Genomic DNA, 12522 nt, shown 5'->3' on the forward strand with positions numbered 1-12522 from the left:
GGACCCGCCCGCACCTCCCGTAGACGCCCCTCGTCCGCAGCACGCCCCGAAAGGTCCATCCCGGCCATGACGAACGGCGCGGAGCCGGCCTCCTGTCGCAACCCCGGCTGTCCCAACCCGGTCACTCCTTCCACGGGTTCGGGGCGACCGAGAAAGTACTGCAGCGCGGAATGCCGCACCGCCTTCCACCGTGCCGGAGGGCGGCGCGCCACCCCGGACACCGCGCGCCACGACGACTACGTCCGCGAGATCCTCGACGAAGTCATGGAGCGCGTCGAGGAGTTACGCGACCGCGCGCACGCCGACCGCACGGCGCTCGCCGAGCCCGCCATGCTGCGCTCCCTGTCCCTGTCGCTGCTCAAGGGCGCGGCGGAGCTCGGCAAGGACCTCGCCGACCTCGACGCGGCGGTCGTGCAACAGGCCCGCGACCGCGGCATGAAGGTCGCCGACATCGGCGCGGCCCGCAACATCAGCGCGGACAAGGTGAGCCGCGACTGGCCCGCCGACAGCATCGACCGCCGCATGGAACTGCGCCGCGCCCACCGCAGGCGCCCCAACCCCCGGCTGCGCGCCCGGGTCGACTACTGGGGGGTGACGGACGACTGCACGTTCCTGCCCGGACGGTTCCTCCCGGGTGACGCCCCCGACCGCTGCGGCCCGCCCCACGGGAACGGCCCGTGCGGTCCGCCGGAGGACGACGACGCCACGGAAGGGCCTCCGCACCCCCTTCCGGCGCCGCGTTCCCTTCCGATGTCGTACACCCGTCCGACGCCCGCGCGCCACGTCCCGCGGGTTACCGACATGCTCATGTCAGACGTACCGTCTCGTCATGAGAAGGCTGCGCAGACACAGACGCCTCGGCGTCCTGGCGCTCACCGCCACCGCCGCGCTGATCTCCACGGCCGCCGCCGCGGCCGGTACGGGCGGCCCCACCACCATCGAGCAGATCCTCGGCATCCAGCCCATGAACCAGCTCGACCGGGCCGCCGAGCCGATGTTCGACGCGTTCACCCGCACCCCCGACACCACGCCCTTCACCGCGCTGCCCAACCAGGTCCCCCTCGACCACGGGCTGAAGAAGCCGGGCGCGGGCCCGCCCGGGGAACTCCGCGTGCCGCACGGCATGGAGCGGCTCGCGCGGCAGTGGGAACAGTGGAGCGCCCGGCAGGCGACCGGCGGCACCGAACCGGAGCTCGACGAGGTCAACCCCGCGCAGATGAACCGCGTCGACTGGTACGAGGCCACCGGCTGGCGCAGGCCCTACCCCGGCGACTCCCGGATCCTTGCCCCCGACGAGGTCCCGGGCAAGGACAAGCCGGCGCGGGAGCTCGACTGACCGCCGACCGCCATGCCGGTTGTACAGGTCACGGGCTCGCGACGAGGCGGGTGAGGCGCGGGGCCAGCCAGGGCCTGCGCCCGCCCGCCCGCATCCGGCCGCGGACGACCGGTTTCCAGACGGGCGTACGCCGGAAGGCGACCAGCAGGAAGGCGACGGGCGCCGCCGTGATCCGGCAGTCGTAGGCACGCGGTGGCGCGTCGCGGACGACCGTCGCCGCGCCGCCGTCGATGACCACCGCGAGCCGAGGGCCGCCCCTGATGACGACGTCGTACGCGAGGCTCACGTCCCGCGCCCGCGCCACGTCCAGGGCCAGCGGCATCATCGTCGGCATCACCTGCCCCAGCGCCAGCCGCGCCTCGTCCGGGTCGATCGCCCACGCCAGCCGGGTGCGGCGCGCGATGTCGAGCCCGTGCAGCAGGCTCTCGCTGAGCAGCAGCCCGGTCGCCGTCGCCAGCGTCAGTACGGTGCGCTGCCCGTACCACGGCGCGGCGACCGGGGCGTCGGGGGCGAGGCCTTGCGTCACCCGCAGGAAGGTCTCGCCCCGCTCGGCGACGAAGTCCCCGAGACGGCGGCGCTCGTCGTCGCCGAAGAGGCGCACGGCCTCGGCGTTCACGGCCGTGATCCGCTCGACGAACGGCCCGTCGTCCGGTGGCAGGACGTCCGCCCAGCCCGTGAACTCGCCGGTGAAGGCCGAGCAGTACGCGAGATACACGGCACCGAGGTGCGCGGCGACGTCACCCACCGACCACTCCGGCAGCCCGGACGGCGCGTCCGGATCGGGGATGTCGCGCAGCAGGCGTGCCAGCCGCGCGACCGCGGCCCGCAGCGCCGCGCGGGTCCTCGCGTGCTCGGTCACGGGATCGAAACTGCCCATGGCACACCCCCAGTCGGCCGACGGGCCGCACAGACTAGCGCCGGGGGACCGCGGGGGACAGCCCTGGGAGGAAGTGCGGCGCTCAGCCGCAGTCGGGCGTGATCGAGGCCACCAGGGCGCCGCTCAGCTCCGCGGCGCCGAAGCCCTGGATCTCCTGCTCGTCGCCCGCGAAGTGCGCCTTGTCGTTGAGCCGCACGATGCAGCCGAAGGAGTCGGGGAGCGGGTTGTACGCCGACCGCGGCGCGACCGGCGGTTCGAGCGCGTCGACCTCGGGGAACGAGAAGCCCGTCCTCGTCACCTTCACGTCGAGCCGGTAGAGCACCTTCCCGGTCCGGTGCGGCCCGCTGAAGAGACAGAAGTCCCCCTTGCGGCACTTCGCAGGCGTCGATGCCTGCGCGGCGGGCGCGACCGAGACCGCGAGGCCGGCGGCAGTGACGGCGGCGAGACCGAGACGGCCGAGACGGCCGAGGTGACGGGGACGGCCGAGGCGGCCGGGACGTAAGGCACGCTGCGACAAGGCTGACTCCTTCGGGGAACCTGTGTGCGACACAACCAGCACTCCCTACCCGGGGTCACCACATGCCTAACCCCCGCACCCGGTGCGGGGCCTCGGGTTCGGGCGCGCGCACGGGACGCGGGCACCGGTGCACTCGGAAGGAGGTCCGGAAAGAGCTCCGGACGGGGTTCTCCGGAGGCCGTCCGGGGGAACACCGGCACCACCAGCACCAGAGACAATGCGTCGTCACATGCGTCCGCACTTCCGCCATGGTTCCATCGGTCCCGAGGAGGCGTTCGTATGCTGAGTGGCGCTCAAAAGCGGGTCGGGGGCCTGCCGCGGCGGCTGGTGGCCGCCGCGGCTCTGATGCCGGTGCTGGCCCGGGCCACACCCGCCGCCGCCCGCACCGCACCCGCGCGGGGGCCGGTCCCGCAGCCGGGCCCGCGGCGGGGCCAGGCCGGCAAGGCCGACAAGGCCCGGCTCCACCCCGTGACCACCACCGAGGCCCAGTGGCGGGGTGTCGCGGACGCCATCGGGCGTCAGGGCTCCATGCTGCGCGGGATGACCTACCACGTCGGTTTCCCGCGCACGGACCTGCGCGTGGTCTCGTACGGGGTCGCGGTCAAACCGACCCTCGCGCTGGTCTCCAGCGCGTCCTTCGTGCGCTACTCCGACGGCAGCACCCTCATGATGGGCGACCTGGTGGCCACCGAGGGTGAGCTGCAGCACCTGCTCGAAGGGCTGCAGCGGCACGGGATCGACCAGACCGCCATCCACAAACACCTGCTCGCCCAGAGCCCCGACCTGTGGTGGACCCACGTCCACGGCCACAGCCGCGACGCGGAGAGCCTGGCCCGGGGTGTGCGCGCGGCGATCGACCGCACCAACACCCCGCCGCCCGCCTCGTCCGGCCCGCCGCCGCGCAAGGACACCCCGATCGAGGACCTCGACACCGACGGGATCGACGCCGCGCTGGGCACCAAGGGGACCAACAGCAACGGGGTCTGGCGCTGCGTCTTCGTCCGCCGCGAGACCATCGTCGACGGAGGCATGGTCCTGCCCGCGGGAATCGGCGCGACCAGCGCCTTCAACTTCCAGCCCCTGGGCGACGGCCGCGCGGCGCTCAACGGCGACGTCGTCATGGTCGCCGACGAGGTCCAGGACGTCCTCAAGGCGCTGGTCCGAGGCAAGATCCATGTCGTCGAGGTCCACAACCACGGCCTGACCGACGAGCCCCGCCTGTTCTTCACCCACCTCTGGGCGGTGGGGGACGCGGTCTCCATCGCCAAGGCCCTCCGCCGGGCCGTCGACGTCACCAACGTCAAGCCGCCGCCCGCGGAAGGGCATACGGAAGGGCATACGGGGGAGCAGGCAGGGGAGTAGGCGGGGGAGCGGCCTCGCCGCGCCACGGGGCGCGGCGGCCTCCGGCCGGGCCGCGCCGGGCGGTCACGGCCGCCCGGCGGCTTCGTACGCCGCGTTGTACCGCAGCAGATAGCCCGCGAAGCGGGCGAGGTCCGCCTCGTCCCAGTCGCCCAGCCGCTCCTGGAACGCCGCGAGGCGGCTCGCCGCGACCTGGGCGAGCGTCGCCGTGCCCGCCTCCGTCAGGTGCAGCACCTGTACGCGCTGGTCGGCGGGGTCGACACGCCGTTCGATGAGGCCCAGGCGCTCCAGCGTGGCGATCTGGCGGCTGACCGTCGACTTGTCGAGCAGGTAGTGGGCCGCGAGATCCGTCGCCCGGCAGCCCGGCCGGTCCTCCAGGTGGGAGAGGACGGTGAAGGAGACCAGCGACAGCTCCGGATGCATACGGGCCGCGGTCGCGCGGGCACGCCGCGCGAAGGCGGTCATCTCGCGCTGGATGGTCTCCACGGACTGGTCACGAGGGGGCACGGGGATTCCTTTCGGCCATGTGGTTGTAGAGTACAACCTAGAGAAAGAGTTGTATTTGCCAACTATCCCGTCGAAGGGACCGAGGAACACGCCCATGAGACCCACCCCCGGCGGCGCGCTGCGCCACGTGCTGACCCACCTGATCACCCCGCTGCTGATGTGCGTGGGCATGGGCCTCGCCTACCTGGGCGCCTTCTCCCAGCCCTCCCCGCACGAGCTGCCCGTCGCCGTGGTCGGCTCGGGGCAGAGCTCCCGGGCCCTGGCCCACGCGATCGCCGACAAGGCGGGCGACAAGCTCTCCGTACGGACCGTCGCCGATCGCGCGGAAGCGGTCCGGCAGCTCAAGGACCGACGCGTCTTCGGCGCCTACGTGCCCGACAAGCGCGCCCCCGAGTTGCTCGTCGCGTCCGCCGGGTCGGACACCACCGCCGTGGCGGTGGAGAAGGCCTTCGCGCCCGTCGCGGCGCGCCAGGGCGCCCCGCTGAAGATCACCGATGTCGTGCCCCCGGCGGACGGCGACCCGACCGGCCAGGGCATCTTCTTCCTGCTCGTCGCGCTCAGCATCGGCTCGTACGCCTCCGTCGCCGTGCTCGGCGGCGCGGGCGGAGCGCTGCCGATGCGCCAGAGGGCGGTGCTCGCGGGCACCGTCTCGCTCGCCGTCAGCGTGATAGGCGTGCTGTTCGCGGGCCCGGTCTTCCACCTGGTCGACCACGGCATGTGGGGCCTGTGGACCATGGCCTGGGCCTACTCCGCGGGCATCCTGCTGATGGGCGTCGGCCTCCACACCTTCCTCAAGCGCTGGACCACGCTCGGCGTGATGGTGCTGTTCGTCATGCTCAACTTCACCAGCGCGGGCGGCGTCTACCGCCCTGAACTCCAGAACGGCTTCTTCGCCGGACTGCACTCCTTCTGGAACGGCGCCGGCTTCGTCGAGGGCGTCCGCAGCCTCGTCTACTTCGACAGCGCGGGCCTCGACGGCCATGTCTGGACGCTGATGCTGTGGCTGCTCGCCGGTGCCGCGGTGCTCGCCGTCGCGGGGGCCGTGGAGTCCCGCCGCGCACGGCCGGAGCCCGAGGACCGTGCCGCCGAGGCGGAGGAGGAGATGGAGGAGGCGGTCGGCGTGTGACCGACGGCGCGCGGCCGGCGGCGGTCCCCGTGCAGGGGTGCGTTTTTGAGGAGGGGGCTATCGCCGCGTCCCGCATCCCGGGCAGAAGGCCGCCCCGTCCGGCAGCGGCGCGCGGCAGCCGGCGCACTCCGTCCGCTGTGCCAGCTGGTGCCCGCAGCCCGGGCAGAAGCGGCCGCCCTGTGCTTCGGTGCGGCACTGCGGGCACACCAGCTGCCGGGGTGTGGCCGCGTCGAAGTCGTGGCCGTGCTTCTGGCCGCGGTCGTAGGCCTGCTGGGACACCATGTCGTTGAGGCCGCGCTGCTGGGCCGCCATCATCTCGCCCGCCGTGTCGGGGGCACAGGTGAGGCACAGGCCCTGTTCCGGGTTCCAGCAGCGGCGGCACACGTACACGCTGCACCGCCCGCAGCGGTTGAAGTGCGCCTTGGCGCTCTCGACGGCCCGCGCCAGCGCGGACTCGCGCGCACCGCTCCACCCGGAACCGGCCAGCCCGTCGACAGCGGTCGACACCCCGCTGCCCACCCGGCCGAACGCGCCCGTCGCCATCCCGACGGCCCGGCTCAGCCAGCTCGCCAGCCGCCCGCTGTGGTACGGCTCGAAGGGCGAGCGCCACGTGTCGTGGCAGCGCCAGCAGGAGAACTCGAACTGGAAACCCGCGGCCGTGCCGTAGTGCTCGCACAGATCCCGGTAGTTGCTGGCGAAATAGATCTCCGTGCTCACCGTCATGCTCCTCGGCTCGGACCGCCACTCTTCAGCCGGACGACGCCCGGTGCCGTACAACCGGTTCTGACGAGCCGAAAACCGACAAGCCGACGGGCACTTCATCCTTCGTACGGGGTAACTCCCCGCAGACGGGACGTCCGCCTGACCGCGCCCGCACGGGCCCGCGCAGGCACGACCCGGTTCCCCTCCGTGTCCGTGGACAATGGGTGCATGAGCACCACCGCCCAGGAACCGGCTCCGACCCGTGTGCCCGACGCCGTGGCCTACCTGACCGGGACGTGGACCGTGCACCGCACCCTCCACGACGCCGACACGGGCACCACCGGCACCTTCCGGGGCACGGCCGACTTCCGCCCGGCCGAAGCCGAAGACGACGATGCCGGATGTGTCCTCCACGTCGAGGACGGCGAGCTGGACTGGGGCGGTACGGTCAACCGCGCGGGCCGTACGCTCCGGCTGCTCCCCGCGCCCGACGGCACCGCCGAGGTGACGTTCGCCGACGGCAGGCCCTTCCACGGCCTCGACCTGCGGACCGGCCGGTGGACCGTACGCCACCCCTGCGGCCGCGACCGCTACGACGGCACCTTCACCGTGGTCTCGCCCGACGAATGGCACGTCCACTGGCACACCACAGGCCCGGCCAAGGACCGCACGCAGCGTTCGGTCTACCGGCGCCGCTCATGACGCCACCCGGTGGCCGCTCATGACGCTGCCCGGCGCGGGACCAGAATCCGGCCTTCCGCCGTGCCGATCAGCACCTCGCCGCCCGGCGCGGTGCCCAACGACGTCGGCGTGAAGACGTGGCCGTCCGCCGACGTCGGCCGACGGCCCGCCACCTCGCCGTCCGCCGCCCGCAGCGTCAGCAGCTCCCGCGCGCGGGTCACGACGTGGACGAGCCCGGCGTGCGCGTCCAGTCCGGTCACCTCGGCGTCGACGCGGTACGCCCACACCGTGTCGCCCCGCGGGAACGCGCGCCGGACGACATACGTGCCGTCCGTGCCGTCGCCGGTCACGCAGGTGTGGACGAGGCCCGGACCGAGGCCGTCCACGACGTACGCCCCGAAAGCGCCCCGGACCGGCCCCGACCGCTCCGGGTCCCAGCGCAGTGGGAAGAGCTGCCCGACCCCGCGGGGCGTCGCCTCGGCCACCCACTTCTCCGGGTGCGGCCCGTCGCCGACCCCCAGCAGGAACAGCAGGTGTGGCGAGCGGCGGACACGGAACGCGTACGAGGAGTCGCACTCGCCCAGTGCGACGGAGGCCAACTGCCGTCCGGTGGGCGTGAAAACGGGCGTCTCGGACGGCGGCCACCTCGCCGGAGGGAAGAGCTCACGGGAGTCCCGGGCGGCCCACGCGCCGTCGGCGCGCGAGGCGAAGGCGGCGGGGAAGCCGAGGCGGCGCTCGGCGAGGACCTCGCCGTCCGCCAGGGAGAGCCGCCGCAGCAGGGTTTTCCGGTCGGCGCTGTCCCCGACATGGACGGCGACCCATGCCGTCTCCTCGTCCGGCGCCACGTACAGCTGGTTGCCCGAGCGGTGCAGGAACTCGTCCGGCACGGGGGCGGACCACAGCGGTGCGCCGGACGGCGACCAGCACTCCAGCAGGACACCCTCGTCCAGCGCGGCGATCATCCGGCCGTCGCGGAGCCCCTCGACGGCCGTCACCGCGCGGCGGGGGGACCAGCCCGGCGCCAGCGCGGTCAGGGTCTCCCACCGCCGGGAGCCACGCGACGTCCAGTACTTGTTGTCCACGTCCACCGCGGTCCGGGGCCCCAGGCCGATTTCCCCGGTGACGCCCAGCCACTCGTCCCGCTCGACGACGCACTGCACGTAGCCGTCCTCGCCGTCCCGCTCGTAGTGGCGGTCCGGCTCCGCGAGCGTCAGTTCCAGCCTGTGCTCGTCGAGCCAGTGGACCTCCGTCACCCCCACGTCGGGGAAGGACACGGTGACCCGGTGCCGTGACCCGGGCTCGTAGAGGACGAGTTGGCCCCGCCGCTCGCTGTCGTCGCCCGCCTCGGTGCCGATGGCGAGCAGCGGCAGGACAGGGTGGAAGGCCGTGCTCTCGACGTACTGCTCCAGATCCAGGAGCTCCCGCAGGGAAAAGTCGTCCGCGCGGTACACCGCGACGCGGGACCGGAAGCCCGGAGCCGGGACGGTGCACCGCATGTCGAGCCACATCCCGTCCGCGCTCACGCGGGCGTTCACCGGCCTGCCGGCTTCGGGAAACGGAGCCCGGGGTATCACCTGTACGTACGTCATCCCATGGATCATCGCACCCGGTCACGAGGGCCCGCGGCCCGCCGTCCGTACACGGTGCGACGGCGCCGCTCCGGCCCTTTCCACGTCCTGCGCTCCACTCCGGCCGACCATGAGGAACGCGGTATGCGAGACGAACCGACCGACGGCTTCACCCGGCGCAGAGCCCTGGGAGCCGCGGCCACCGCGGTGGCCGGAGCCGCGGGGATGTCCATGCTCCCGGGATCACTGCGCAAGGCGCTCGCCGCACCCCGGCATCCGCTGCGCTCGCTCGACCGGATCGAGCACGTCATCTTCCTGATGCAGGAGAACCGGTCGTTCGACCACTACTTCGGCACCCTCCAGGGCGTCCGCGGATTCGACGACCCGGACGCCGTCACCCTGCCCGACGGGCGCTCGGTGTTCCACCAGCCGGACCCGCGGCATCCCGACGGCTATCTGCTGCCCTTCCACAACGACACGAAGACCACCAACGCCATCCGTGCCTACGGCACCAGCCACTCCTGGCCGTCCCAGCACCTCTCCTGGAACGGCGGACGCATGGACAACTGGGTACCCACCCACCGCGCCGCCGACGGCCCGGTCCACGGCCCGTTCACCATGGGCTACTACACGCGCGACGACCTGCCCTTCCACTACGCGCTCGCCGACGCGTTCACCGTCTGCGACCACTTCTTCTGCTCGGTCCTCGGCCCGACGCACCCCAACCGGGTCATGGCCATCAGCGGCACCGTCGACCCCGACGGCCGGCACGGCGGACCCGTCGTCGACAACCACTCCACGGGGTTCCGCTGGACCACCTACCCCGAGCGGCTCCAGGCGGCGGGCGTCAGCTGGCGGTACTGCACCGCGTATCCGCCCGACACCGACCTCGGCTGGTTCAAAGCCTTCCAGGACGCCCGGCCGGGCGACCCCCTGTACGACAACGCGATGGTGCCGTACTCCCCGTCGCAGGTCGCCGACATGATCCGCGGCGACGACCTGCCGTCGGTCACCTGGCTCGACGCCCAGTACCTGCCGTCCGTCTACGGCCTCCCCGAGGCGGCCGAGGCCCCGGAGCACTACCCCTCCGCCGGAGCCGAGTACATGTACACGATCCTCGACGCCCTGGGCTCGCGCCCGGACACCTGGGCGGGGACGGTCTTCGTCATCGCCTACGACGAGAACGACGGCCGGTTCGACCACGTACCCCCGCCGACCGCGCCGGACGGAACACCGGGGGAGTGGATCACCGTCTCCCCGCTGCCCGCCGGAGCGGCCGGGACCGCCGGTCCGGTCGGCCTCGGCTTCCGCGTACCGGCACTCGTGATCTCACCGTGGAGCCGGGGCGGCTGGGTGTGCGGCGAGACCTTCGACCACACCTCGACCCTGCGCCTGCTGGAACGCCGCTTCGGTGTGCGCGAACCCAACATCAGCGCCTGGCGCCGCCGCACGGTCGGCGATCTGACCTCCGCCCTCCGCCTGTCGCACGGCGACACCTCCTTTCCCGAACTGCCCGACCCCGCCCCGCTCTACGAGCTCGAACAGAGGGAGGCGGCGACCCTGCCGCCCCCGGCCGTACCGACGACCCAGACCATGCCCCGCCAGGAGCCCGGTCACCGGCCGCGCACCCGCTGACCGGGCCGGCCCGCTCTTGTCGAGCGGTCAGGCGGCGGGGCCGGGCCGGTGGTCGGCGCACACGTCCCGCCGCATCTCCCGGTACACCGGACAGCCCGTCCGGCGGGCCCGGTTGACGGCAGCCAGCCGCTCCCAGGCCCGCGTGTCCAGCACCTGGGCCCACTCGTCCATCGTCCGGACCTCGAACGAGGAGTGCTCCTCGGGGTCGAGCGTGATGCGCGCGAGCTCCTCGTCCGTGAGCTCACCGCCGTCGAAGACGAACCCGACCTTCGTGACCGGCCACTGCCCGACCGGCATGAACTCCGTCGCGAGCAGACGCGGAGGGCCGGTGAAGACGAGCCCCGTCTCCTCCCGGCACTCCCGTACGGCCGTCTCCCACGGGGACTCCCCGGGATCCATGTCGCCGCCCGGCCACTGCCATCCCCCATGGACGGAGGAGAGGAGCTGCAGGGGACGCCCGGCGGTGTCGGTGAAGAACAGGCAGCCGTACACGGCGGCCTTCGGCAGACCGGCGACGTACTGCTCGACTGGTAACCACTGCTTGGCCAAGGGACTCTCCTTCCGGCACTGTGCCCTCTGCTTCCCAACTGGGCCGTACGGGTGAAGGGCACGGGGAGGGACGGTTACGGGTCCATGTCCTCCGCGTTCCGGTGCTTCTTCCGCCGGACGAAGCAGGACCGGGACGAAGTGGGACTGGGGCAAGGAAGCCGCCGCCCCGCTCCCCGGCCACGAGGCGTTGTCAGAGGTGCCGCCTATAGTCGGCCGCATGACGACCCTGATGATCGACGCGGGCCCGGTCGCGGAGGACGCGCCGGTCACCCGCACCGGCGGCGTCCCGCTGGCCCCGCCCGGCACCGACTGGCCCCGCTGCGCCACCTGCGAGGGGCCGATGCAGTTCCTGGCGCAGATACTCCTGGCGGACCAGGGCGCCGCCACCGGCGCGGACACGGGTCTCCTCGCCCTCTTCATGTGCCAGAACGACCCGGGCATGTGCGACGAATGGGAGCCCGACGGCGGCGGGAACCGCGCCCTGCTCCTCCCGGCCGACGGACTCCGTCCGCTGCCCCTGCCCGAGCTCGGCGAGGACGACGGCGAAGAGGCGCTGCTGCTGGGCGCGGTCCGCGCCGTCACCTACGAGCGCACGGCCGAGCCCGACTACGCCGACGCGTCGGAGGCCTGGAGCGAACGGACCGGCCGCAGGGCCTACGACCACGTCCTCGGGCAGATCGGCGGCACCCCGTCCTGGCTCCAGCACGACGAGACACCCACCTGCGCGGCCTGTTCCCGCCCCATGTCCCTGGCCGCCCAACTGGAGGAGGGCCCCGACCACTTGACCGCCATGAACTTCGGCAGCGGCAGCGCCTACGTCTTCGCGTGCGTCCCCTGCGCACAGGCCGTGTTCCTGTGGCAGTGCTGAGCGGCCGGTACGCGGAAGCCACCCTCTCCCGGCCGCGCGAACGGCACGGGAACGGCCGAGGCCACCGACAGGTTCGTCCCCGGATGGGCACTGTTGTCATGCGTTAGAGTCGGGCACGTCAGCCCCTGGAACGACCCGCGCCGACCCTGCGCGACGGGAGCGAGGAACTCCACGCCATGCCCCCCAAGCCCGACCCGGTCGCCGCTCTGCTCAAGTCCGGGCCGCGCCGCGTGGACCTGCCCGCACCGGCCGAGCGGGAACGGCTGCGCACGGCCTACGGGCTGTCCCGCGCCGAGGTCGCCGACGCCCTGGGCGTCGCGCGTACGACCGTGGCGGGCTGGGAGACCGGCCGCAGCGAGCCGCAGGGCCCGACCCGTGCCGCGTACGCCAGGCTGCTCGACGGCATTGCCGCTCAGCTGGGCGATACGGCGGATTCCCCCGCTTCCGCTTCCGCTCCCGCCGCCCCGGAAGCGGCGGCCGCTGCTCCGCCGGCCCCTGAGGCGCCGTCCGTCCCTGCCGCCCCTCCGGAGCAGGAGGGCGTCGCCACCGCGCCGCACGCCTCCGTCCCGGCACCGGCCGAGGCCGCGGCTCCGGCATCCGGACCGGACGACGCCGGAGCGCTGGCCGTGCCCGAGCCGTGCGTCCTGTGCGGGCAGCCCGCGGCCCAGCAGGTCGCCGGATTCCCCCAGCACCTGGACCCGGCGGACTGCGGTGCCCCTGTCCCCGCCACGGGCACGAACACGGACACGGACACGGACACCGCCCTCGCCACGGACACCGCTGCCCCGGCCCTGGCC

14 protein-coding genes are annotated in these 12522 nt (G+C 73.2%); 7 read left to right on the plus strand and 7 right to left on the minus strand.

The genetic code is table 11. From position 1 onward, the window contains the following. Nucleotides 1-282: 282 nt before the first annotated feature. Nucleotides 283-543, minus strand: a complete 261-nt coding sequence (locus K6I34_RS18970; RefSeq protein WP_229327472.1) for a hypothetical protein — start codon at nt 541-543, stop codon at nt 283-285. 286 nt (nt 544-829) lie between these two features. Between K6I34_RS18970 and K6I34_RS18975 the strand changes: the two genes are divergently transcribed. After that, nucleotides 830-1336 (plus strand): hypothetical protein, encoded by a 507-nt coding sequence (locus K6I34_RS18975; RefSeq protein WP_229327473.1) that lies wholly within the window; start codon nt 830-832, stop codon nt 1334-1336. Nucleotides 1337-1364: 28 nt separating this feature from the next. On the opposite strand, the gene K6I34_RS18980 is transcribed toward K6I34_RS18975, so the two are convergent. Together K6I34_RS18980 and K6I34_RS18985 are read right to left on the minus strand one after the other, a co-directional pair. Further along, a complete protein-coding gene (locus tag K6I34_RS18980; protein WP_229327474.1) occupies nt 1365-2213 on the minus strand; it encodes a maleylpyruvate isomerase N-terminal domain-containing protein in 849 nt (282 codons plus the stop codon). Between the two features lie 82 nt (nt 2214-2295). Next, nucleotides 2296-2730 (minus strand): hypothetical protein, encoded by a 435-nt coding sequence (locus K6I34_RS18985; protein WP_229327475.1) that lies wholly within the window; start codon nt 2728-2730, stop codon nt 2296-2298. A gap of 279 nt (nt 2731-3009) precedes the next feature. On the opposite strand from K6I34_RS18985, the gene K6I34_RS18990 reads away from it, so the two are divergent. Next, complete coding sequence (locus K6I34_RS18990; protein ID WP_229327476.1) at nt 3010-4092, plus strand: DUF1259 domain-containing protein; 1083 nt, start codon at nt 3010-3012, stop codon at nt 4090-4092. A 63-nt stretch (nt 4093-4155) separates the two neighbouring features. Here the strand turns inward: K6I34_RS18990 and K6I34_RS18995 are convergent, their stop codons facing one another. Then, nucleotides 4156-4596 (minus strand): MarR family winged helix-turn-helix transcriptional regulator, encoded by a 441-nt coding sequence (locus K6I34_RS18995; RefSeq protein ID WP_229327477.1) that lies wholly within the window; start codon nt 4594-4596, stop codon nt 4156-4158. A 94-nt stretch (nt 4597-4690) separates the two neighbouring features. On the opposite strand from K6I34_RS18995, the gene K6I34_RS19000 reads away from it, so the two are divergent. Next, nucleotides 4691-5722, plus strand: coding sequence for a hypothetical protein (locus K6I34_RS19000; protein ID WP_229327478.1), 1032 nt, complete (start codon nt 4691-4693; stop codon nt 5720-5722). A gap of 57 nt (nt 5723-5779) precedes the next feature. On the opposite strand, the gene K6I34_RS19005 is transcribed toward K6I34_RS19000, so the two are convergent. Next, the gene (locus K6I34_RS19005) at nt 5780-6445 is read right to left on the minus strand and encodes a zinc ribbon domain-containing protein (protein WP_229327479.1); all 666 of its coding nucleotides are present in this window, start codon (nt 6443-6445) and stop codon (nt 5780-5782) included. A gap of 207 nt (nt 6446-6652) precedes the next feature. Between K6I34_RS19005 and K6I34_RS19010 the strand changes: the two genes are divergently transcribed. Further along, nucleotides 6653-7126 (plus strand): DUF6314 family protein, encoded by a 474-nt coding sequence (locus K6I34_RS19010; RefSeq protein WP_229327480.1) that lies wholly within the window; start codon nt 6653-6655, stop codon nt 7124-7126. 17 nt (nt 7127-7143) lie between these two features. Here K6I34_RS19010 and K6I34_RS19015 read toward each other — a convergent pair whose 3' ends face one another. Beyond that, the gene (locus K6I34_RS19015; protein ID WP_229327481.1) at nt 7144-8694 is read right to left on the minus strand and encodes a hypothetical protein; all 1551 of its coding nucleotides are present in this window, start codon (nt 8692-8694) and stop codon (nt 7144-7146) included. A 123-nt stretch (nt 8695-8817) separates the two neighbouring features. Here K6I34_RS19015 and K6I34_RS19020 point away from each other — a divergent pair, with 123 nt between their 5' ends. Beyond that, on the plus strand, nt 8818-10308 hold the full coding sequence (locus tag K6I34_RS19020) for an alkaline phosphatase family protein (RefSeq protein ID WP_229327482.1): 1491 nt from the start codon (nt 8818-8820) through the stop codon (nt 10306-10308). A 27-nt stretch (nt 10309-10335) separates the two neighbouring features. On the opposite strand, the gene K6I34_RS19025 is transcribed toward K6I34_RS19020, so the two are convergent. Next, the gene (locus K6I34_RS19025) at nt 10336-10857 is read right to left on the minus strand and encodes an NUDIX domain-containing protein (RefSeq protein ID WP_229327483.1); all 522 of its coding nucleotides are present in this window, start codon (nt 10855-10857) and stop codon (nt 10336-10338) included. Between the two features lie 217 nt (nt 10858-11074). On the opposite strand from K6I34_RS19025, the gene K6I34_RS19030 reads away from it, so the two are divergent. After that, entirely contained in the window at nt 11075-11725 is a 651-nt protein-coding gene (locus K6I34_RS19030) for a DUF1963 domain-containing protein (RefSeq protein ID WP_229327484.1), read from the plus strand. Nucleotides 11726-11901: 176 nt separating this feature from the next. Beyond that, nucleotides 11902-12522 (plus strand): helix-turn-helix transcriptional regulator (locus K6I34_RS19035; protein WP_229327485.1); only part of this gene is annotated, 621 nt, incomplete at its 3' end.

Source organism: Streptomyces sp. UNOC14_S4 (assembly GCF_020740835.1).
Classification (GTDB): Bacteria; Actinomycetota; Actinomycetes; order Streptomycetales; family Streptomycetaceae; genus Streptomyces.